This is a genomic window from Synechococcus sp. UW179A (genome assembly GCF_900473965.1).
GTDB lineage: Bacteria > Cyanobacteriota > Cyanobacteriia > PCC-6307 > Cyanobiaceae > Synechococcus_C.
Window position 1 is genome coordinate 165,566 of record NZ_UCNJ01000012.1, and the last position, 21,947, is coordinate 187,512.

The 21,947-nt window shown below is 44.1% G+C and carries 20 protein-coding genes and 1 pseudogene; 9 read left to right on the top strand and 12 right to left on the bottom strand.

Going from position 1 to position 21,947, the window contains the following annotated elements; translation table 11 throughout:
• The first annotated feature begins 69 nt into the window (after positions 1–69).
• On the top strand, positions 70–471 hold the full coding sequence (locus tag DXY31_RS05360) for a hypothetical protein (RefSeq protein WP_137024904.1): 402 nt from the start codon (positions 70–72) through the stop codon (positions 469–471).
• Between the two features lie 136 nt (positions 472–607).
• On the opposite strand, the gene DXY31_RS05365 is transcribed toward DXY31_RS05360, so the two are convergent.
• Together DXY31_RS05365 and DXY31_RS05370 are read right to left on the bottom strand one after the other, a co-directional pair.
• The gene (locus tag DXY31_RS05365) at positions 608–859 is read right to left on the bottom strand and encodes a Nif11-like leader peptide family RiPP precursor (protein WP_114992776.1); all 252 of its coding nucleotides are present in this window, start codon (positions 857–859) and stop codon (positions 608–610) included.
• A gap of 586 nt (positions 860–1,445) precedes the next feature.
• A complete protein-coding gene (locus DXY31_RS05370) occupies positions 1,446–2,003 on the bottom strand; it encodes a hypothetical protein (RefSeq protein WP_114992777.1) in 558 nt (185 codons plus the stop codon).
• A 380-nt stretch (positions 2,004–2,383) separates the two neighbouring features.
• Here DXY31_RS05370 and DXY31_RS05375 point away from each other — a divergent pair, with 380 nt between their 5' ends.
• Entirely contained in the window at positions 2,384–2,620 is a 237-nt protein-coding gene (locus DXY31_RS05375) for a Nif11-like leader peptide family natural product precursor (RefSeq protein WP_114992778.1), read from the top strand.
• Between the two features lie 553 nt (positions 2,621–3,173).
• Here the strand turns inward: DXY31_RS05375 and DXY31_RS05380 are convergent.
• Positions 3,174–3,713, bottom strand: a complete 540-nt coding sequence (locus DXY31_RS05380) for a PAP/fibrillin family protein (RefSeq protein ID WP_114992779.1) — start codon at positions 3,711–3,713, stop codon at positions 3,174–3,176.
• Positions 3,714–4,421: 708 nt separating this feature from the next.
• Between DXY31_RS05380 and DXY31_RS05385 the strand changes: the two genes are divergently transcribed.
• The gene (locus DXY31_RS05385) at positions 4,422–4,931 is read left to right on the top strand and encodes a hypothetical protein (protein ID WP_114992780.1); all 510 of its coding nucleotides are present in this window, start codon (positions 4,422–4,424) and stop codon (positions 4,929–4,931) included.
• 58 nt (positions 4,932–4,989) lie between these two features.
• Here the strand turns inward: DXY31_RS05385 and DXY31_RS05390 are convergent, their stop codons facing one another.
• Positions 4,990–5,460, bottom strand: coding sequence for a DUF427 domain-containing protein (locus DXY31_RS05390; protein ID WP_114993083.1), 471 nt, complete (start codon positions 5,458–5,460; stop codon positions 4,990–4,992).
• Between the two features lie 1,897 nt (positions 5,461–7,357).
• On the opposite strand from DXY31_RS05390, the gene DXY31_RS05395 reads away from it, so the two are divergent.
• Positions 7,358–8,059 (top strand): triacylglycerol lipase, encoded by a 702-nt coding sequence (locus tag DXY31_RS05395; RefSeq protein WP_114992781.1) that lies wholly within the window; start codon positions 7,358–7,360, stop codon positions 8,057–8,059.
• Positions 8,060–8,261: 202 nt separating this feature from the next.
• Positions 8,262–8,693, top strand: coding sequence for a hypothetical protein (locus DXY31_RS05400; RefSeq protein WP_137024906.1), 432 nt, complete (start codon positions 8,262–8,264; stop codon positions 8,691–8,693).
• Positions 8,694–11,245: 2,552 nt separating this feature from the next.
• Here DXY31_RS05400 and DXY31_RS05415 read toward each other — a convergent pair.
• Positions 11,246–11,845 carry a DUF1543 domain-containing protein gene (locus DXY31_RS05415; protein WP_244279559.1) on the bottom strand — a complete coding sequence of 200 codons (600 nt, stop codon included), beginning with the start codon at positions 11,843–11,845 and terminating at the stop codon, positions 11,246–11,248.
• Between the two features lie 405 nt (positions 11,846–12,250).
• Here DXY31_RS05415 and DXY31_RS05420 point away from each other — a divergent pair, with 405 nt between their 5' ends.
• Complete coding sequence (locus tag DXY31_RS05420) at positions 12,251–12,484, top strand: hypothetical protein (protein WP_114992786.1); 234 nt, start codon at positions 12,251–12,253, stop codon at positions 12,482–12,484.
• Positions 12,485–12,661: 177 nt separating this feature from the next.
• Here DXY31_RS05420 and DXY31_RS16810 read toward each other — a convergent pair whose 3' ends face one another.
• Positions 12,662–12,823 (bottom strand): hypothetical protein, encoded by a 162-nt coding sequence (locus DXY31_RS16810; protein ID WP_170953571.1) that lies wholly within the window; start codon positions 12,821–12,823, stop codon positions 12,662–12,664.
• 394 nt (positions 12,824–13,217) lie between these two features.
• Between DXY31_RS16810 and DXY31_RS05425 the strand changes: the two genes are divergently transcribed.
• A complete protein-coding gene (locus tag DXY31_RS05425) occupies positions 13,218–13,538 on the top strand; it encodes a hypothetical protein (protein WP_114992787.1) in 321 nt (106 codons plus the stop codon).
• Between the two features lie 127 nt (positions 13,539–13,665).
• Positions 13,666–14,154, top strand: a complete 489-nt coding sequence (locus tag DXY31_RS05430; protein WP_114992788.1) for a hypothetical protein — start codon at positions 13,666–13,668, stop codon at positions 14,152–14,154.
• Between the two features lie 1,088 nt (positions 14,155–15,242).
• Here the strand turns inward: DXY31_RS05430 and DXY31_RS05435 are convergent.
• Together DXY31_RS05435 and DXY31_RS05440 are read right to left on the bottom strand one after the other, a co-directional pair.
• Entirely contained in the window at positions 15,243–15,509 is a 267-nt protein-coding gene (locus tag DXY31_RS05435; protein ID WP_114993084.1) for a hypothetical protein, read from the bottom strand.
• Positions 15,510–16,089: 580 nt separating this feature from the next.
• Positions 16,090–16,362 carry a DUF3764 family protein gene (locus DXY31_RS05440; RefSeq protein WP_114992789.1) on the bottom strand — a complete coding sequence of 91 codons (273 nt, stop codon included), beginning with the start codon at positions 16,360–16,362 and terminating at the stop codon, positions 16,090–16,092.
• Positions 16,363–17,131: 769 nt separating this feature from the next.
• On the opposite strand from DXY31_RS05440, the gene DXY31_RS05445 reads away from it, so the two are divergent.
• Positions 17,132–17,494, top strand: coding sequence for a hypothetical protein (locus tag DXY31_RS05445; protein ID WP_114992790.1), 363 nt, complete (start codon positions 17,132–17,134; stop codon positions 17,492–17,494).
• A 328-nt stretch (positions 17,495–17,822) separates the two neighbouring features.
• Here the strand turns inward: DXY31_RS05445 and DXY31_RS05450 are convergent.
• From DXY31_RS05450 to DXY31_RS05460, 4 genes and pseudogenes are all read right to left on the bottom strand, one after another.
• A pseudogene (locus DXY31_RS05450) lies at positions 17,823–17,975 on the bottom strand (Nif11-like leader peptide family RiPP precursor); the annotation flags it as partial.
• 218 nt (positions 17,976–18,193) lie between these two features.
• Entirely contained in the window at positions 18,194–18,448 is a 255-nt protein-coding gene (locus tag DXY31_RS05455) for a Nif11-like leader peptide family natural product precursor (protein ID WP_114992792.1), read from the bottom strand.
• Between the two features lie 349 nt (positions 18,449–18,797).
• Positions 18,798–18,962, bottom strand: coding sequence for a hypothetical protein (locus tag DXY31_RS16815; RefSeq protein ID WP_170953572.1), 165 nt, complete (start codon positions 18,960–18,962; stop codon positions 18,798–18,800).
• A 490-nt stretch (positions 18,963–19,452) separates the two neighbouring features.
• Positions 19,453–21,894, bottom strand: coding sequence for a ligase-associated DNA damage response DEXH box helicase (locus DXY31_RS05460; RefSeq protein ID WP_244279605.1), 2,442 nt, complete (start codon positions 21,892–21,894; stop codon positions 19,453–19,455).
• Positions 21,895–21,947: the final 53 nt, after the last annotated feature.

Below are 21,947 nucleotides of genomic sequence, written 5' to 3' on the forward strand. Positions count from 1 at the left end.
TGCATTCTCTAGCGGTGTGTGCACTTAAAGTAAAACAGGTCGACACGGTGTAATCTTGTGTCTGTTGCCATGGCTCTTCCGTCATCCATTCACACCATGTTTCTTGAAAATCTTAAGTGCCTTGAGAAGTTTAAAACCATTGCAGTTGTCCTCACGGTTGCAACTTCTTGCGCGTCTAGTGCAACTGCACAGGTAGTGCCCCCGCTATCAAAAAGTTTGATCGAAGACAGCGCTGACAGGATCAGTAGTTTTTCATTGGGGTACGGAGCAGGGGTGGCGAACTATATGTGCTTTGAAGCTCTGAAAGGCAATCTGTCTAAATTTGATGGCGATGAAATTTTGGCCAAATACAAACTTTGGTTTGAAAATCAGGAATTGTATCAATTTGATCGATTCACTAAAGGGTATTTATTAGAAATGGCAAATTTTAACAAGATTTTTTCAGGTAATCATTGTAAATTCTCTTTCTAAAAATAGGTTTAATTGTCGAAAAGTTTTGAAAAGGCGTTTATTTTTAAGCTGTGAGAATACTGGATTGAGAGTATAATTTTGAATAAGAAGCATGGTGAGTTTATCATTTGCTGGTTTTTATGCTTTTGTACAGCTATTAATGCGGGTAAGCGGCACCAGTCAGGATGCATTGACCTCTTGTGCGACAAGCACAACCATTACCACCACCAGCAATGATTTCCAGTTCCGCAGCACTCAGTTCAGCGATTCCATCCATTGGGAGTTGATATCCATTCTTTTCAGCAACATCTAAAAAATGCTGCGCATTCTTCCCGCTTTTTAGTTCGTCTTGAAGAGCTTTATTGCCTTTGACATGGGTCAGAAATTTTTTGAGCTGGTCTTCTTGCATTGGGACCCTGCAACCTTCAAATGATAGGTCCTTGTGATGCAAATGTCACGATTGTCCGCTTCCATTTCGGGGCCCTAGTAAAAACTGCCACACTACTTGAGAAGAAGATCATCAGAGCTGATTGTCGGCTCTGATGTATGCCGATATTGTGGATAACGTGGGGTGGTGTATTTGAGTCGCATGAAATGACGTGAAAGTTCTCTGTTGTTTAAGTGAGCGCTTGCTCATTCATTCGTCAAGGCGATTAATACTGTGAAGGATGATCTTATTGCTTTTGAAGTTTAGTCTGTTGAGTAATGAGTTGCAAACGATAAGTCTATTGATAACTTTAAAATTTTTGATTTAATGTTGAATATACTTGCGCAAAGATTGATTGTTCATGACTGCCAAATCAAATTCTTTGAACCGTAGTGGCTGTTGTTGATCAGCTATGCTTTGCGGAATGAATCTGCTAGGTACTATTTAAGATTCTAAAGTAGAAGGAGTGAGGGAGAATAAGGATTTGCGGTGATTGACCATCTTGCAAGCATTCATTGATTCGATGGCGACTATAGATAGACATATTTATTCTTTAAGTCATTTTTAGTCAATATGCTGTTGGCATTGCAGGACCTGGTCCTGGCATAAAGCGGAAGTCAAAACTAATACGGCTTTGACTTGTAGTATTTATCTTTGATCCATGGCCACGATTGACGCCATCAAAAATTAATACTTGCCCCGGGCTTAATGTTAATGGCTTGAAGTCCTTGGCATCAACTTCGCTTTCAACCCAGAGACTATTGCTTCCCCATACTTTGGTAAGGGGAACCCAAACATTCATTCTTCCGTCTTCAACACCAAAGTCACGATCCTTATGAAATACACTGCTCCCTCGTCCGCAGTAGTGAAAGCGAAATGAAGGAGGACTCTGGTATGAGTTAATACTTCCTAACTTTCCGATGATGATGTCGGATATAAATGATCGATAACTCTCAGCGATCTCATTAAATGAATTAGTCAGTTGGTTTGATGTGGGGCTTTTGTTTAATAGTTTAACTTTACTCGATGCATGTACATTTTCTAGACTAGTCACGCCAAGAACCTTGCACGCCCACTCTTGAAATTGGTACTTGCTTATGTCGTAATCCAGAATTTGTTGTTTCATGGAATTAACTTTATGTACTTGTCATTGATTATCTGGCCAGAATTTTTAGTTCTTAATAATGTTTTCTAGAATCTAATTGTCTTTGTCGTCGAGGTCTGCCGTGCTACTTTTGTGCTCATGAGCAGATTGAATTCCAGTTTGGCGCTATACCCATCTAAGGTATCTACAGCATTCATGAATCTCCATCTGTCCCTCCGAGCAGCTGGCAAAGTCGTCGAGCTCTGGCGTCAGCTGCTTGCTCATCATCCGTTTCAGCTTGGGAAGGGAGTTGGTTCATTCATTAAAACTTCATCACCACTGGCTTATCGATGAACCATTGTTTTAAGTGGGGTACATCTAGGCCAGCTCTTGGCTATAACTGCTGAACAGTCTTGATACTCATGTCAGATGAGCAACTCAAAGCCTTTCTAGACAAAGCCAAAGGCGACACCAGCCTTCAGGAGAAACTAAAAGCAGCTAAGTCATCTGAAGATGTTGTAGATATAGCTAAAGAACATGGTTATGAATTAAGGGGGCAAAAAATTACTGAGCTCAGGGACTCTGAATTAGAAGGTGTGGTAGGCGGGAGTGATGGTATCTTCTGGTGCGTTCCATACACGAAACGCTGTTTTCACTAGTCACCCACGGCTCAGACTCTCCTGAAACTGTCATGTATTTTTGCATGAATTACATCAATAAGAGCACGACTTTGTATTCAATGTCTGGTATCACTGATCGCAGTAATTATCAGCCAAAGACTCAGCAGTAGGCCGTTGCTATGATTGCTGTACAGTCCTGATATCTATGTCAGAAGAGCCACTCACAGCCTTCATTGAAAAAGATTGATCCGATACCGTATTGCAAAACACATGCAAGCCGGTAGCCTCCCCTAAGGAAGCAATGGACATCACAAAAGCAGCGGAATTCTTAATCCCTGAAAACGAGATTCAATTGAGGTAATCTCTATCTGACGATGAGCTTGAAGGAGCTGCTGGAGGAGCGGGGACATTAGTTATACAGCATATCCTCTGCTGCTACTGATTGGCTGGGATAGCATATAGATAAGTACGTTTAGGTATTCGGCGTTAAGTAAGTACGTTAAACGTATAAATCATCGAAGCCCTTGCGGTAGAACGGGCTGTTTATTGCTTCAATCACCGCCAAAACCCTCTAAATCATTTTGAGAAGATCTCATCCTCGCTCTGTGGTTGGAGGAAAAAATTTAGAGACAGCCATGTCATGTCTTTTGAGAAGGGCGAATGTCGTTCCTGCATTGCCTCGGCATATTCGCAATTCATTCGAAAGTGCGGTGATGTCCAGCCATGCCGGAAACGATTGGTTGACTGTCTTCAGCAATTCGAGTCGCCGTCCACCCGGCAATGCAGGCCCTCTCCAGCCTCCTTTTCGAAATCTCACGCCGATTCGGTTTGTGTTGTCAGTTGTTAGTTCGGCTTCAACGGTTACTGCTGCTACCGTTCCTAATGGTCCGGCAAGGCGCAACAGATTCATACCTCGAGAGCTCGCAGGGTCGAGCACTTGGATATTTTCCAGCCAGTTTGCCTGCTTAAGCCAAGGTTGCGTGGCGCTGCTCCAGCGAAGCTCCCAAACACCTGTTAGAAGTTCACTAGTTTTGCTGAGATCAACGTTAGATTTATTTTCAGTTTCCACAATGAGTTCAGGGATACTGATATCCCTCGGATCTTCTCTTAACAGTCGAATTAGTTCGTCCATGGGTTAATTATGTCTGTATTCATGTTCAACTTGGAACCTATCTTGATACTAACAACATTCTAGCTTATTGTGCCCAACCAATTCCGTAAGAGGTACAATGCTTCTTTTTTGGCGTTTAGAGATCTAAGCTCCCTGTTTGTATATTCGCTTTTGTTGGGTTGAGCCCTAAAGACAATCTTTTCATCTTTTTTGTCGAGTCTCTTTTTTTGGTACTAGGACTTAGTCATTGTTTAGTTTTGCAGCTTTTAGTATGATTACTCCCAGTTTAGTGTGCAGCGATATTTGTTGTCGCCTCCAGAAGGAACTCCCACTTTTTCGCAGTTTTTTTCTGTAACCTTCGCGCCCTGTGGCACATTCGTTTTGAGATTGTCAATTATTGCTGATTTGTCGAAGCCCGTTCCTGTCACTGAACCAGCATTGCTGGAAGCCCCTATGCCTAGAAAAACAAGAGTTGCCACAATTCCAATTGTATGTGTCATGATTTAAAAGACGTTATTTTTAGCCTAGCAAATCTTTAGGAGTATGTCAGTTACTTCAGGTATTCAATGATTTCAATTACTCTAATTAATCTGTTCGGCTCTCTTTTTGTGCAATAGTAGTGCTTTTAGTGTCTTAGCTTAGTTTTGACGATAAGACACGTCCCTGTAGTTCAATTGAGTGTTGGGGTCATCCGTGACTACCTAATGTAGGAATATTCATTTGCTTGATATGGCAATTCCTTCGATTGTGAATTGGTTGACTGATGCCATTGATGACGGCGATTTGCAAGCAGCACTTTATGTGGCTGAAATTATTAACCATCCTGAATTGGTTACCATTGGCTACTGTGATATTGATCAGGTTGATCATCTTCAATCTATTCCTTATCTTGGTCGATTAAGGTATATTACTTGTGCTGATCCTGAAATTTGTGAAAAACGAACATGCCTTTCATTGAAAGATTGTTGGTTGGCTGAACAGTTTCTTCTCTTGCAACTTTCTGACTATCGAGAGATCTTGCCGTCCTTGCGCGATCTTGAGGCAGAAAGATATACTGAAACACTCAAATTACCAGAATCTGGTGCATCCAGGTTTATCGAGTGGATTGCTGAAACCTCCCAGAAAATTTTCTGTGATCCGCAATCAGGTTATAGGCTTTGTCTTGACAGCCTGGTCACAACTTCTAGGCAACGTCTTTTATACGAGCAAGTTAAACAGCAATGGTTGAACGACGCGTGATATTGATTCCTAGGTCTTTTGTTGCAATATCTAATCCTTTGTCAACACATCGAGTTGATTAGATGAGTTCTGGATGACTAGGATCCCCTTTAAAGGGACCTTCCACTGCTGATGTAATCCAGCCTCCGTAGAATCCTCCTGGCTGAGCGGTTACCTCTTCCCCATTAAGCCAACAACCGTCCATCAATCCTGGGTAAAGAGCATACCATCCTGCAATTGATCGGAATGAATCTGTTGGATTGGTGTACCGCCATACTGCCCGGTGTATGCGTTGTCCACCAGCCTTTATATCGAAATAATCGGCAACTCCCTTCCATTCGCAGAAGCTGCGACCACTAGCGGGAATTAAGATTTTCTGGTTGGTGCTTGTTGGAGAAAGGTAATACGTGGGTGGGTGAAAGGTCTCAAGCACTCGCTGACATCCACTGCCGTCGAAGAGGACTTCTCCGCCCACCTTCACCAGAACATGATCAGGGCTTACCTCAAGCCTTGGAGGACGTGGATAGTCAGCAACTTTTTCCGTTGACATCGCATTGTCCTGCACTCTAAGGATCATGGCGTTTTTGGGTGCGATCGGAGTCATAGCTCCCATAGACCAATATCAGTCTGTTGTGATTCTGGGTGGTTTCCATATCACTGCAGAGGTTTTCACGCCCATGGGTGATGGGTCGATGGAGCAGGGTGTGGTCGACGCAGGTTTGTTCCAGTTTCCTGCTATGAGTGGTTGCTGAACAGCTGGTGGTTTTGGCTGGCAGCGAGTATTGGATCGTTTTGACGAGGTTTTGAAGCGCCTCCAGGCCGAGTCATCATTCGGCCTAGTCACCTTGACCTGTCACAGCTCTTTAGGAGTGATGCTTTGGCTTTCTCTCAGTGCCGAACTCAAGAGGCTTTGAATGCAAATTATCGACCTGCGCTGGTCTCTCCTGACTGAGAGCACTCGATGAATCCGGTCTCAATCGATGCGATTTGGTATGAGAATCATTATTGATCTGCTTTAACTCTACGTTTCTATCTTTTTTATTGCTCACCTGTTTCTTTGCTTGCCCTTTGGTCACCAGCATCTACATTTAGATCCTCCTCAGTAATAGTAGACAGCCTGGGTAAGTCGCCATCAGCTTTTATCGCCCTCTATTTAGCCCTTGGGATCCATCAGATGTACGGCTTTTTCGAGGTGTAGGTCATTTCCTTAGTGGTACTGCATCGTCAAGATGCTCATGTCTCAGGCGTTCCAGTTGTCCCTTGCTTTCGGCTGGTCGATCGCTGCTTGGTTGTCTTCCTTGATCGACTCCAACCACAACAATCGTCACCAGGGCAAGCACTGCAATCGTTCCTAACTGTAAAGTCCTTAACATCACTATCTTCTGTCAGTAGGGAACAGCATCCACAGGCATTCCTTAGGTTTAGCAGCCATTACTGATCATTACACCTTTATGACCTGGCTCTCCTTTTTCTTTATGTATAGTGAAAACTGAATAACGAATGAAGTCCCAGTTCTATTCGCTCCTTCAGACCTGAGGCATAGAGTTCGTTTCTCCAGCTCCAGATATACCTTTTAACCCTTCCTCATTCCACTTTTCTTGAGTTTCGGTGACTCATTTTCTTTTTTTGAGTTGTCCGTTGGCTCAATCAATCGGAAGCCCGCTGATCTGATGGGGATTCAGTACCGGGTTTTAAGGCTACTTTCTTTCTTTGTTCCAGCTGCCGTTGAGGGAGAGCACAATCCATTCATCAATGTCTCCATCCCGAATTAAATCGGGGGCAATACCGATGTTGTTTGGTGTGCTGTGAGCTGATGATCGTCAGGGCATGGCTCCTCGTGGGAACTTTTTCGCCAGGTGCTTTGACACGATTAATCTGCAGTTGATCGCCGTTGTTAAATTCAGAGAGTTTCATCGGTCCTGGTTCTCCTCCACTGGTGCTGGCTGGAGCGTTGACAAGGGATAACCCTGACTGTTTAGAAACTCCCTTCATTCACGAATGCTGAAGATCAGCGGTGAGTTCCATGCTTGGCTGCGCCTGAACCAATGTGATTCCTGTTTGAGCTTGGGCGGAATCTCTTTGCCATGATCAATGCAGCTCCCTGCTCTGTTTCGAAGAGTTTGCTCACTTGAGCAAAGCACAAGGCTGGTCTGGGATGTTGGCTTGTTGGTTTATTGGGGTGTTGGTTGGTGGACTCAGCACAAAACCCCATGTGGCGACGAAAGAACGCAATCGTTTTGACGTTTGTGTGAACTGCCAGCTGGGATATCGGTGGGCTTTACCGATGAAGCCATGCACCAGCGCCGCCAACCGCAAGGGCTTCTATTGCCCTCCCTGGTGTCTATTCAGGCACCTACGGTTAGCCAATTCGCACGCTGTTGCGCTATGTGTGCGGTTTACGTAGTCCATGCTTATTTTCCAGCGTATTTGGGTTTCATTTTTTCCTCATGAACTCCGTTGATCCGAACCAGCCGGTGGTCATCCTCGGAGGATTTCTGATCACCAGGGAGGCCTATCAACCGATGGCCGAGTGGCTGATGGAGCAGGGCGTTCAGGATGCTCAAGTCGTTCCAGTCAGTCGCTTTGACTGGCTTTTGACGAGCTGGGGGTTTGGATGGCGGAGAGTTCTGGATCGAGTTGATGCGTTGGTGAATGAGCTCCTGGACAAATCGCCCACCGGGCGCGTGACCCTGATTGGCCACAGTTCGGGAGGGGTCATGTTGCGGCTTTATCTCAGTAGTCAATTGTTTCAAGGTCGTTCCTTTGCAGGAGCAACCCAATGTGATCGGTTGATTAGCTTGGGCAGTCCTCACCAGGCCGTTCGCGCTACACCCTTAAGGGCCATGGTTGATCGTTGCTTTCCTGGATGTCACGAACCTGGTGTCGATTATGTAGCTATTGCTGGTGAGCTTGATCTAGAGGGCACCAACGCTTCTGATTTTAGTCGTCGCTTTGCAATGGGTAGCTATCGCAGCATCGCTGGATCCATGGACGTTAGGGGTGATGGTCTCGTACCCGTGGACTCGGCGTTGCTTCACGATGCACGCCACTTAATTCTCCCAAACACTGCTCATGGTGGCTTGTTTGGACCTTCTTGGTATGCCACACCGTCAAGACTTGAGCAGTGGTGGTTATTTGCTGTAGGTTAATTGTTGATTATTCAGATTGAGGTTTGTCTGCTAACGATCGTGAACTCTTCAGTCGCTGAATGTATCTTCTTTCAGTTAAAGCCCAAGACTCAGCCTGTCAAACAACTAAGATAAATAACTTTTTTAATGTTGCTTTCGATACAGTCTCGAGAGATATAATAAATATATTATTTTTGATGCTTTAATATTGTTTTTGATAGGTTTGTTCTTCGCCAATGATCCAAACAATTTCAGAGCCCTGTTTTCTAAATTTCTTCAAAAGTTTCCTGTCTTGAAGGGTGTTTTAATATCCGCAACTTTTGTTTCATTTCTTTCCGGTATTGCGGTTGAATCTCGCCAGGTGATAGCTCAAAGCTCTGGAAGTTACTCTGCTTCTAAGGAAGATAGATTGTCCATTACAGAGGATTTTTTCATACAGAGGCTTAACATTTTTGCTGATAGACAAGGTGGAACGATCTTTGATATTTTTATTGCTTTTAGGTATAAAACTGGTATTGTTGCATCACAATCTAGATCTACGCAGGACAAGGCTTTCAATACAGGTGTTCCTGACTATCGTTATATAGTAAAACTACTTTCTTCATTGAGGCAACCAACCGAAACTCTGCCAAAAATTCTACATGGGAGGAATTAGTAAGAGAGTTTGTAAAAATATTATTCGCTGAACCATCAGTAGTTGGGGCAACTGTGCAATTGCGTGTTCATCCAGACTCTAAAATCATGGCTGGAGATGTGAGTCCTCATAAGTTTTGGAGAGCTGCCACAGCCTCAATTGGAAGTGCACCTCTGTTGCCATTCATACCCACTACTGAAGAGATTGATTGTCAGTGGAGTACATAAATCGATTCTTAGCTTTTGAATAAACTAAGAAAAAAATTTTTCTCTTCAAAAAATGTGGTGCTGTTGACCACAGCAATAGCATATTGGCGGCGAATGAGTGCAACTGATTTTTAATATTTGTAATAGACTTATGCTTCGCTTGTTACACCGTTGATGAATCGTCGAAATTCATGTAAACTGGCAATTCCTTATTTTGATTGTATCAGTCACATTGAATTATAAGTCTATCGATTGACTCATGCATAGTTGTCTTGTTCTTATTTGAAAATTTCAGGGCAGGACTTTTCGCATTAACATGGCTGAAATCGCATATAGCAATTATACCAAATCGAAGAATCTAATGTTTATAATCGCCATTCACTGAAGGCCATGGTTTTGGAATCATTGTCTAATTGACAATTAGACTGCTCTATGGCCGTTTTTATCGAGGCGCCTCACGCTCTGATCGGCCGATTAACTTTGGCTTGCCTCACTAGGTCTTTTGTGCTGACCTCTGCGCGCCTTGGTTGGTTGTTACTTCCCTAGTTGTTGATGTCTGGTCTCGATCACATAGCTATTGCGTTTTGTTCGATTTGCAGATTGCCACTGATCCTGATCAGTCTTCGCACTGCTAAGGCAGCTTTTCCGTCATTATCGGACCCATTTAACGGTCTAGAATTTGAATAATCGCAACTTTCATTGTGTCAGCGAAGAATGATAGATGGTCTTTCGCGTGGTGGTTAGTGTTTCTTGTAATGGCATTCATTTCGATGGTGAAAGAAGGCGTAATTGTACCCAGTGCATATGGGGCGATCATCTTCGCTTTCTTCGTGGGTTGGGACGGAGCTAAAATATTTAAGAATAACAAATCATCTTTTCATAAAAATAAATGATTGATTGCAATTCATAACTGATCTCTTACCCAATAAGGCTTTATTTTTCTTCAATAACTTAATCTTTTTTATTGATAAGCCCTGAAAGTAATAGGATAATCATTTCACTCTTTATTCGTCTGGCTTGGTTAAAGTGTATCGTGAGTCTTAAATTAATTCTGCTCTAGCAATTGAGTCGCTTCCTCCAGAAGCCAGAAACTTTAACGACTTTTGTTGATACTCATTGATTCAAAAATCAAAACATAGCTTTTGTTGATCTTTGTTTTTACCTTACGTTTTTCTAACGGCAATAGTAGCTAGCTCAACCATTACAAGTTTGCCAGTTCTCCAATTGTGACAACTTTAGCGTTTACATCCTCAGGTGATTATCTACTTCAATGAATAGAGGTCAAATTATAAAACACGAGATTTAGCTGGCAAGAGTTCGTCCCAGGATGCCTCATTTGGGCGAGTCTTATTGCAGGTGTTGTACCGCATTCTTGTATTTTCAACAGGATCTCAATATATCTGTATTTATCAATGGCCACTTTTAATTTAAATTGAATGCAAATAAAGCAAACGAAGCACCTGATTAGAGTTTTTCATTTGTGTGTCAATTGTGCTCATTGCGTGCACCTTGTCTGCGATGGTTATCATTTAGCTTGAAACATTTAGCAAGTTTGACAATTTCTTCTAATAACTACCCCAAGTTTACTCTTTGAATTTTCAGACAATGAGAGGAGCAAAATTGTTGTAATGGATACTTTGTAGTTGCTGCTACTTACATTGTGTAAGGATGGCTTTACATAGAATCTCGAATCAAATAGAAAATCTCCAACTGTTGTGATTTTTATGGATATCCCGCCTCATTCCTTTATTAAGAGAGATGCCGGCCCAATTAAAGAATGGTGGAAGAGTCGTATTATCATGTTGATTGATACTAGAAACGAGGAAGGTGCTAGGGCCTTGTATAAAGAGTTTTACTTAGGCGATATGCCCCGGCTCCCGGAGCGCTATTAGGTCTAATTCCTTTCAAAAAGTACGCTTGTTTTTTATCTTTTGCCATATTTAAACAAGTATTTAATCTATTTATTGTCTCGAAATCTGGCTGCAAAGTATGATGGACTCAATCTTAGATGTTTCTTTTTGCTAAAGCAGTTTTGCTTGATGATTTTATGCACATCCCGCTTTACTCCGAGCTTTCGTAGAGTGCCATAATTGTGAATCTCATTGTGAAAGAATTTGCTTTTCGAATTTCAGTTCTTTTGTTTATCATGGGATGGTTTAACACTACCTCAAATCTTATTGTTGTCGTGCGATGAAGATTTGACTAAGTTTGAATGTTGAATATAAAATTTGTTGATCTTGTGAAGTTGCATGATCGCAATGGACTGTTCATTTGAACACTGTTTGATTTCATGTTTAAGCTCTACAAACAGCTCAGGTTGATTTAACGTTGTGATCTGCTCTGAATTGATGCTTGATAAAAGTGACATCAGTCAGGGCGTGGCTTTGGCACTCTTCCATCGATCCGCCAATATCCAAACCAATCTGGCTTCAGTTCTGTGTCGGCAATGCCTGGCTCCGGTTTTAGATGGATTTGCCACCCTTCAAGGCTGAAGATGGGTAAACAGTCATCGACTGTGTCCAGGTTGATGATGCTGTGTAAGTCATCCTTATGGACCTGTAAGGCACTACTTAGCCAACGCCGACGAGCACGTGCTTTAGCGGCTTGCTTACTGGGAGCCACAACAAGCCCAAACTGGTGCAATTCCTGCAATGAGTTGCAGTCGTAGCCTCCCAGGTTGATAAACCAAAGCTTTTCGCTCGTCGAGCTTGCCGATATCGCTTTCTCCTTTCCGACATCGTGACCCTCGATCAGCTCAATGGCGTAACCATCGACATGCCGAATGGCCTTGTAACTGTCGATATGTAATCCGCTTTTCAGCCCAAACCATTGTTGTTTTAGTTTCGGAATCGTGTCCTCAATGTTCGTGCCCACTACCCAGCGCACATCATGGAGCTCAACGTGACAATTGGCGCAGCGGCCACCCAGGACAACCAGAAATAATTCGGCGTCTTGCTCATTGCTCACACTTGAGGTCCACACTTCAGAACAAGACATCTGCATTCAGCCATGTTGCCATTTTTCATAAGGGAGCAGGCTTAAGGGCGACAGTGGTTCTGACCCTTGGTCTGCTGCTCCAGCTCCACCTGTGCAGACCCCTGCACGGCCTTTTCGTTGATCTTTGACCGGAACCAAAGGATCACACGGATCGGTCCGCCGGGGCAGCCTCAAGCCCTGTTGCGCTTCTCAAAGATCCGTAGTGCTGTTGGCCCTGGCATTTAATCGTTTCTCTGACAGCGCTTTGCCTGTTTCCCCTTGATGTGATAGCAAACATCATCTTGATCGTGTCACTGTTGTTGAATCACCTGTTTGAGTGATCCCCGTTCATTTTTCAGCACATGGCTTTAGAGTTCAGCCACTCATGAAGCATTGATGGCTTGGGAATACACACAGCTACGCTTTGTTCCCCGTGGCAAGAGCTGGACGGGAGAGATTGAAGAGCTATGGCTGGATGACAAACCTTTGATCTCCAGAAACCATCCTCAGCAGGTCAGTTTGGTTGAGCTGATGAATGAACTCGGTGCTCAAGGCTGGGAATTGGTGACATATGCCCAACCCTTCACCGGTTACCACGGAGGTTGCTACACCTTCAAGCGCCAGACCTAAAGTCACCAACAAAATCCCCTAAATTGCGACTGCACTGGTGTAGATGCTGTTTTAAAGAGCTTGATGGCTAGACCAGCAATGATTGCTCCCATTGAGTTTGATCGGCAGTTATGTGGAATCTTTGCTTTCAGTTCAGCGGTTGTTGCGTCCAATACAAACACCAGAATTGCTGAGGATTTACATGATGTCAAACCTTTCTATGGCCAATTGATGCACTACCGATAACTCAGCAAGGGCATCCAGTTTTTGTTGTGCTTGGCTCAGCACTGCATTTCCATGGGGAGCGTAGGCTTTGATTAAGGCAACTCCTTCAGAGGCTTCTGTCTTGGCGCGTTCCATGAAGAGCTCAAGTTGTATTTCATTGGTTCATGGAGATCATTTGTTGATGGGCTGGCCCAGCGAGAACTGTTAATAATTTTGAAATGGCTTGATGCGTTTCATTTGTGCTGATTTTTATAGACTTTAATGTTTTTTGCATTTTTTTTTCTTTACGGCCATACTGATTAGCTCAGCATCAGTGTGACCAGAAGAAAATCTTTTAAATGTTCTGTATTTAAGCATAATCTCTGGATACTATTTTGGCTTTTCAAATTTGATAAGTTATAACTCTGTGGGCCAAAGTATCGATTCACCATTGTTTCAACTGAGAATGACTCCATTTTTAACCATTTCTAGTCATTTGCCGTCCTCTGAGTTACTAGTTTAAAATAAATCCCTTAGATCATTGCCTGTAATGCAGTTCCGAGACTTCAATAAACAAGTTGCTTTGTTCGTTACAGAAAAGGTTGGCACAATGACCTGTGCCTATTTGTTTGCGTTCATCGCCTTGATTTCGTTACCCGAAGCGTTGTCATCAGAAGATCCTTTAGAAATTGTTTCTTGGATTGCCGAAACATTTCTTCAGTTGGTTCTTCTTTCGATCATTATTGTTGGTCAGAATATCCAAAGTGAAATTGCTGAACAACAGGCTCAGACTGATCGCGACACTTTGGTCGCTATCAAAAAGCTTGCAGAGGAAATCCATGTCGTAGCTACCCAATCGCAATCCAATTGATTGTGCTTTTTGATTGTTAGATAAGCTTCATGTGAGCTATGGACTGTCCTGCTGAACTAAGCCTGCAAATTTCAATGGTTGCTTCTTTCTTCTCTGTCTAGTGTAAAAGAGCGATAGTTCTCGACCAATGGCTACTGAATCACCAGAAACAAATACCAATTCACCAGCACACTGTGGTTCGAAACCAAAAAAAGTTGCATTTGGGATTGCCCCGCTCGGAGTTGTCGCCATTGGAATCGTTCCTATGGGTGTGGTTTGTATTGGTGTGGTGCCAATGGGAGTAGTAGGCATAGGACTTGTATCAATGGGAGCTGTTACTGCGTCTGTTGTTGGTATGGGATTACTTTCCGTCGGATTAAATACAATGGCGGTTTGGACAGCGGGCCCGCTGAGCATGGGATTCGTCAATTTAACCGGAACTAAGCAACAAATCCCTCATATTCACCATTCACACCCTCATGCATTGAAGAAGAATTCCCATCTTGAAAGTCAATTAATGTATACCGACGAAAAAATGGCACGTCTCGCGGCCCAGCGAATGGGTTGCAATGATGTTTTGAAGGTTGGTGGTTATTGGAAGCCTTGTTATCAAGCTGACCATACTGAAGTTGATTAGTGTTCTGCAAACACTATTTTTCTTCTGGCCCTTTGAAACAATAATTCCCATATATATCTATTTTAACGTTTATGATTGTATTTTAAGATGTTTCAATCTTATCAAGCAGTATAATGCTTTGATATCTCTATCCTGCAAGTTGTGCTCGTAGCTCTCACTTGCTCTCGTTAATTCCCCGCCATTTTTTACGATTGCAAATATTTTGATTCATCTCTTCTCTATGTCTGATTAGTAATCTCTAAAACAACTAGAATATCAATTTCGTAATAGCGTCAGATTGATTCTTTGATTTTTGCATTTGTCGTTATTTGTGTTTCAGCTAACCACTAGGCTTTGCTTGCTTTCTTTTTAGATATTTAATCCATGCTATGATTGTCATCCTGTAGACATAACCTATTAAACCTATTTTCCGTATAGCTTAGTTATCAATCTGTTTGACTATTTTGTTTGTTTGATCAATTACGCGTACAGATCTTTTGATTTTATCGCTAAGGGATTTTGCCCAGTAAATTGCCACCTGTTTGCTACCTGTCGATCCATGCAGATGCCATTCTTGGAATGGGTTCAACTCTTCGATTCTATATTTATTTTGATGAGTAGCCATTTAAAAAGTTAGAATATCTTGACAGTTATTATATATACTAAACTTAATTCTCTGACTGCTTTACTTTGGACTAATAATGACAATTTATTTTTATTGCAGTAGATACACTTCTAGCGACCATCCAAAAAGGAATGAGAGTACGACAGAAAAGGCAAGATAAAAATATTGGTTGCTTAGATGAAAATAAGGTGCTTTGCGGTCACTCATTTCGATCCTCTTTTATTCTTATTAAGATAAGGACAAATGGCTTTTGTCGAGTGCTTAAGCCTGTCAAAACTTTTGTATCTGCGAATCTCATTTGTCACTAGTTCTCAATTGTTACCTGGCTCCATGTCCCAAGGTTAGTCGGGTTGGCTTTGATTTAACTTATAGTTATATTATTGATAGTCCTAATTCTATTGATATTTGAAGCTAAGAAGTTTGTATTCACAAACTATATTTTATTTGTTTAAATCACTATTTTGTAACCCTCAATACCATTGATTTACAACGCAGGATCAAATGGATGTGGATGATCAGGAAGGCTAACTTGATACAGAGTGTCCTCGATCGGCTTCCACTGCACGAGATGGAGGGGATTGATTTTATGCTTATCTAAACAATCCCATATATCGTTTCCTGATAACGATGCTTTTGACCAGTGATCGCCCTGGCTGATCATCTGCTCCCTCACATAGTCTTTCCAATTGTCCCATTTAATTTCAGGGTAGCTATTGATAAATTCATCAAGAATCACGATGTGAAAATCCATTGATTGATCACTCAATACAGTAATGGGATATTTCATTATTATACGGGGTAAGGGGCTTCCTTCAAAAACTTATCCTCATTGATCGCTTTATCCAAGATTTATCTTTCACACGTTGATCACAGGCTTGTTTAAGGTTTATTTTGGAAATCAATCAATGAGTGGCTGCCGTTTGAGCTGCGTTGATCGTTAGTATCACTTTCATCGATTGTTGAATGGTTGAAACTCTATGGAGAATTCAAAGCGCTACGATTTTGTACTGATCAGATTTGGGATTAACTTAGCTGCCTCTTGCTTAGCTTGATTTGTTTTACTAGTGATCTTGCTAAATCCTGTATTTGATTGGTTTACTTGTTTCGTTTCAATGTTAGAATCCATATTTAATTGGCTCAAATTGGAGTAGTTGAGTTTAGTTTTGAGCAATGTTCTTATTTGTCTTTAGGTTTAGTCTTAGATTCGGCGCGATCGGGTTTTATTGCATAAATTTGAGTAATTTGTTAGATTTTTGTCTTTCATCAACCAAGCAAACCTCCGCTTTGAGCGGGGACTTGATTGGTTGTGATCATCTGCTACTAAACCTTGATCAATTTTCTGTATAGGTTTTAACGACTGTGCTTTCAATGATATGTCCTGATCCTTTTATCATATCTTTGTTTTCCTCGAAAAGTTTTTGTGCGACACCAATAGGTGCTTGCTGAACAGCACAAACTTGAGATGGATCGTCCTTGCTATTACCACGGAACAGTGTTTTGATACCAGCTGATGTGTGCATATTAGTAACATCCTCACTGTCATAGATCTTGACCCATTCTGTGAAAGGGACGCTCAGGCTAAATGTCCAGATCGTGGTTTCCATCACTTTGAATCATGTCGGCATTTTATTCTTGCACTAGTACTCTCGTTTGATCAGGTTGCTATGTGCCAGTCTGTCCCCCTGTTTTCTCAAGGATCAGCAATGTTGAGAACGAGAACTGGATGTTTTGATTCTCACAGTAGACCCTTGGTTTCTGCATTAGACACAGTGGTGAATCAGAAAGCAGTAATGTTGTCCGTTCCTTCAATTTGGCTGTAAATGCATCAACCATTTTACTTCCTTTATAAACTGATCTGGTGAAGTTTGGTCACACACCAGGATACTTTTGCCTTCCACGAAGCTACAACCCAATCGATGAAGCCTTGGAGATTCCTGCCACCAGGTGTGTTGGTCTCTTTCATTGATCCATCCTCAGAGGGGGTTGCTTCATTGTTATTACCCTTCACCAATTCAGTTTCCGTATTGCGGCTCGATTTTATATAGAATTAGCTCTTCGGTTGCGCAAATTGGTGTTGCAACAAGAATACTTATATCAGTGAAATAGGCAACTACAGGACAGTGATCTTTCCTTAATTGATTCGTTTGATACCATTGTCGTTTATGCAGAGATGAAAAGTCAGATTTGGTTCTATCCTCACTCCAGAGCTGTGAGGTCGAGCGGCTGATCCTGTATCTGCAAAAGTTATCCATGATCACTATGCCAACAACGTTGTGGAGCTGTTCTTTGATAGTCGCTATGTCCTGAATCGATTGTGGCTTAAGACGATGCTTCCCTCCATGGGCTATTTGCCGACTAATGCCCCTTCACGCAATGATCAGAACCACATTCATCGCTGCAGCGCTCACCCTCACTGGATTAACTGTCGAGGCTAAAGGAAGCAGTCACGTTATCCCCTGCCAATTCAATGGAGGAACTTGGACCGAGGTCCGTTACATCAAGCAAGGTGAATTTCGTAAATTTACTTTGATTTGGCAAGATGGTCCAAGAATGTCTTACGTTTGGGATAAACCTGGACATGGAACTTTTACATTTATGCTCACTGACAGATTAGGTGGAAGATGGGGCTGGGACTATGTCGGTGACCGAAAATATTTAAAAGATAATAGTGGCTTCACGCTTACAAACTATGAGAATAAGAATGTGATTAAATGCTTGGGGATTGGTATGCCATAGGTGTAGAATGACATCAGATTGTCTATGGATATGTAATACTCGGATTGACCATGGTTGTGGCGTCGCCCGTAACCACTCGAGCAATGCTAACAGTGTCTGAATTCATTCATGTGGTTACTTTTATCCCTATTCTAGAGCCTTCTTTTTATCTCCTTTTGCTCAATAGCGCACAATAGTGCCAGGCCTTGAAGGCTGGTTTATGGAATTCGTCAGACTATTGAAGAACTCCTCAGCAGGGGCTGGGATTGTCCGGTCCACCTTGATCCGACGTAAAAGCGTAAAAGTAACCACCACTAACGCCTTCCAGCTCCTCTTCAGAAAGCTCTTAGGCCTTATTGAGCTCATCAGCAGAAATACTAAACCCTGCTTCTTTGGCAATTGCTACCACTGCATCGGAATCGGCTGCAGCTTTGAGCTTCTCTTGAAGGCTGGTGTTGCCTTTGGCGCAAGCCAAGAAAGCGTTGAGTTGTTCTTGTGTCATGGCTATCGGGAGTCTTGCAAGGTTATAGCAACGATATCTTGAAGCATTTTGCTAATACTTACTGCGCTCAATTGTGCCAGGTATTGGATGTCTTTTTAAGCGAATATGGAGGTCGTTGAATAAATAAAAAGCCCCTGCTACGCAAGGGCTTTGAGTGTTAAGGCTGTGCCCGTAATTTTTGTTTATAGTGATGTTTTTCGATAATGGCATTGATTCAATCAGCATGCCACCGATGGATCACAACCCCAGCATATGATCGTGGGGATGCTTATAGTTCCTCCAGCCGCATTCTCCAGCTCTCTTTCTGAAAGTCTTGATTGAGCCTTATTGAGGCCATCTGCAGAGACACTATATCCAGCTTCTTGGGCAATTACAGCAACTGCATTGGCATCGGCTGCTGCTCTTAGCTTCTCCTGAAGGCTGCTGTTGCCTTTGGCGTTAGCCAGGAAAGCTGTCAGTTGTTCTTGAGTCATGGTTTTAAAGAGTGAATGTTTGGAGGCCTTGCCTCCTGGACTCCTTCAAGATCACAGCTCTTCTGGTTAACCCCACTACACAGCTCTGGTGTAGACCCTGCGAGGTTCTGGTGAGCTCCTGGTGAATAGCTCAGAACTCAGTGTCTGAATCGGTTTCAATCATGATCCTTGAAGCTCTTGAGAACGTCATCCATGTCGCCATCAGCCCCTGGCATGCCTGCGTCCACATCAGCCACGGCGTTTCATGGTCACGTCCTGATGTCTGCAGCATCGTTCGCACTATTGGACTGATCACGAGGTGCAGATTCTGGAAAAGGCTTGGTGCCCTGGATTGAATGAACAGCGGCAGTCAGAGCATCATTATCACAGCCAGGTTGAAAACGAGATGGCACTCCTGAGGACGCAGCTGCTGCTCATTGGCCGTCCTGCTGTAATCACTCCAGACCATCGCGGTAAGTTCCCCTAGTGGTGGTGTCCAGACATCAGAAGCTTGAGCAGCGGATTGACGTCCCACACGATGGGTATACGAGTCAAAACAGGATCTTTCCTGATGGGCAGAATTGAAATACCCTGGAATTCTAAAATATTTGCTCGCGAACAATGATCGGTAGGTTGTTCCCGTATTTATTGTGCCTTGGCACAATTGCTGTAAGCCCTATGGCCTCTGCGAGTGTACCGGAAGTTATTCTTATCGTGCTCCCCTTGAAGTCAGAAACTCTTAGCCAATGCGAAGATTCATCGATCAGATTTCTTCGAGCAAATGGATTTGGGACTAGTGTCCGTCGGGAGGGGGCTGAGTTCGTAAAAATATTTGGTAAAAAGCTAAATAATAGTTTCAGCTTACAGATTGAATGTGATCAGCTCCTCAAAACAAAAGCACTTGCTTTTTCGCATCCACGTACTTCAAGTCAACTGTCAGTGGATTCAATCATTAACGGTTTGCTTTACTGATTTTCCTGGATAATTCAGAGTATGGCTTGGTGGGCTATGACCAACGGATGGATTTATAACCCTTCCTGACGCAGTGCTGATTCCTGCATACGCTGAATCCTTTCCATAAGCGACTCGTTTGAAAGCGGTCCAGATTGAAGCCGCTCAACTAGTAGTGGAAATGCCAGTGGTGTTGGACGAGGTGTATTGCAGTGCAGCGTTTCTCCACGTTTCATTCTTTGCAATGCGCTGCGAAGTCGTGTCAGTTCAAGCTGTTCCTGTAGCACTTCCTGTTGCGCTTGCCGAACGAGAAGATTATTGGGCTCATGTTTGTTTAATACTTCCCACAGCAGTGATCCGCTGATCTGCAATTGTCCTGCTGTTTTGCTCTTCCCTGGGAAGCCCTGAACAAGCAAACCTGCAACCTGGGCAATACTGCGGAACCGGCGCCGACAAAGCTCCGAAAGATTCAATGCCTGTTCTAGATCTGTTTCCAGATCATTGTCGTCGAGTAGCTCCTCCAGATGCTCTTCCAGCAGGTCATCCATGGGATACCCCTTGGGTGCCAGTAGTTCAAAACCGTAGTCATTGACCGAGACCGTGATCGTGCCGCGATGGCGTCTTGTCAGTCTTGTAGCCCATAAAAAGCCCAGGCCCTCATGCACAAACCGACCCTCAAATGGATACACGTAAAGATGCATGCCTTCGCGCGTGCGGCAGGTTTCAATCAGCAACTGTTCACTGGATGGCAGAGTCGAAAGATCCATCTGTCGTTCAAAAAGTGGTTCGAGTGCCTTGAGCTCAGGTGTGTCCAATTCTCGACGCCCAGCCCGAGCAACCTCTTCTCGTAGGTGATGCGTCAGCAGATCTGACAGGGACATCTGCCCCCCTGCCCAGGCTGGAACCGCAGTGCTTTTTCTTGTTGTGGTCTTCACATAGGCGGTCATGTCGTGAAGTCTCACGAATTCCAGCTGACGTCCCGCGAAAAAGAACACATCCTTCGGCTTCAGCTGACTAATGAATGTCTCTTCAACATGTCCCAATACTGATCCCCGCACAAATCGAACCCGGATTGCGGGAGCCGATGTGATTGTGCCGATGTTGAAACGATGCAGTCTTGCGATGGTGTTGTCGCGAATCACAAAACGCCCGTCATCCGTGCTCTCCAGCTTTCGGTAGCGGGGATAAGCACCGAGACAATCGCCACCGTGTTCGAGAAATCGCAGACACCACTCCCAGTCATTCTGTTCCAGCGTTCTGTATGAGCTTGTGCTGCGAATGGCATCAAGCGTTTCGTCAGGTCTGAAACCAGGTCCACACGCCAGTGTCGTCAGATGTTGCAGCAGCACGTCTAACGGTTGGTTGGGTGGGCGTCGTTCTTCCACCATGCCGTTGTCGAGCCCACGACGAACGGCGCTCAGTTCGAGTAGTTCCAGGGCATTGGTCGGCATGAACAGCACCTTTGATGTTCCACCGGGTAAGTGCGCTGAGCGTCCTGCACGCTGCAGCAGGCGCGCGAGATTTTTCGGTGAACCGATTTGAACAACTCGTTCAACGGGCTGAAAGTCCACTCCCAGATCAAGCGAGCTGGTGCAAACCACCCAGAGCATCGACCCCGCTTTGACAGCAGCTTCGATCGCCTCCCTTTCACTGCGATCAAGGGCGCTGTGATGGAGGGCCAGCAAACCTTCCATCTCAGGGCAGGCGTAGCGCAGACACTGGAACCAGCGCTCAGCCTGATTGCGGGTATTGGTAAACAGCAGAGTGCTGGTGCAGGGTTCCATTTGCCCGATTAGATCTTCGTAACGCCTCAATCCGAGGTGACCACCCCACGGAAATCCATCGATGCTGTCGGGAAGGATGCTCGTGACATCCAGTCCCCGCTTGGGGGCTCCAGTGATCAGGCATGGCTCATAACCCTCGCCAAGGGCATGCCGGGCTGATTCCTCAAGATTTCCGATTGTGGCGCTGATAGCCCAGGTCTGCAGTTGAGGACGTTGTTGACGCAACCAGCTCAGTGCGAGTTCCGTCTGGACGCCTCGCTTGCTTCCAATCAGCTCATGCCACTCGTCAAGGATGACGGTCTCGAGGGTCTTGAACAATGATTCGCAATGGCGACCCGCCAGCAGTACGCAGAGTGATTCCGGTGTGGTGATCAGAATTTCAGGTGGGGTTCTGGTCTGGCGGTTTCGTTCAGCTGAAGCGGTATCTCCATTTCTGATCCCCACTCGCAAGGGCCAGCCCATGGTCTCGATCGGTTGCTTGAGTGCTACAGCAAGGTCACGGCTCAGTGCTCTTAATGGCGTGAGATATAGCAATCGGACACCCGACTGCACAGTGGGTGTCTCGAGCATGCGCGCGATTGGGCCCATCACGGCGGCATACGTTTTCCCTGACCCCGTTGGTACCTGGATCAGACCGCTGAACCCCTGCAGGTGGGCTTCCCATGTGCGGATCTGGAAGGGAAGCGGTGCCCACCCCTGATGTTCAAACCAGTCGAGGACCGGTGAAAGCAGCCGCTGCGGATTTCGGGCGCTCTTATTCCAATCGCGGTGGTCGTGAGATTTCT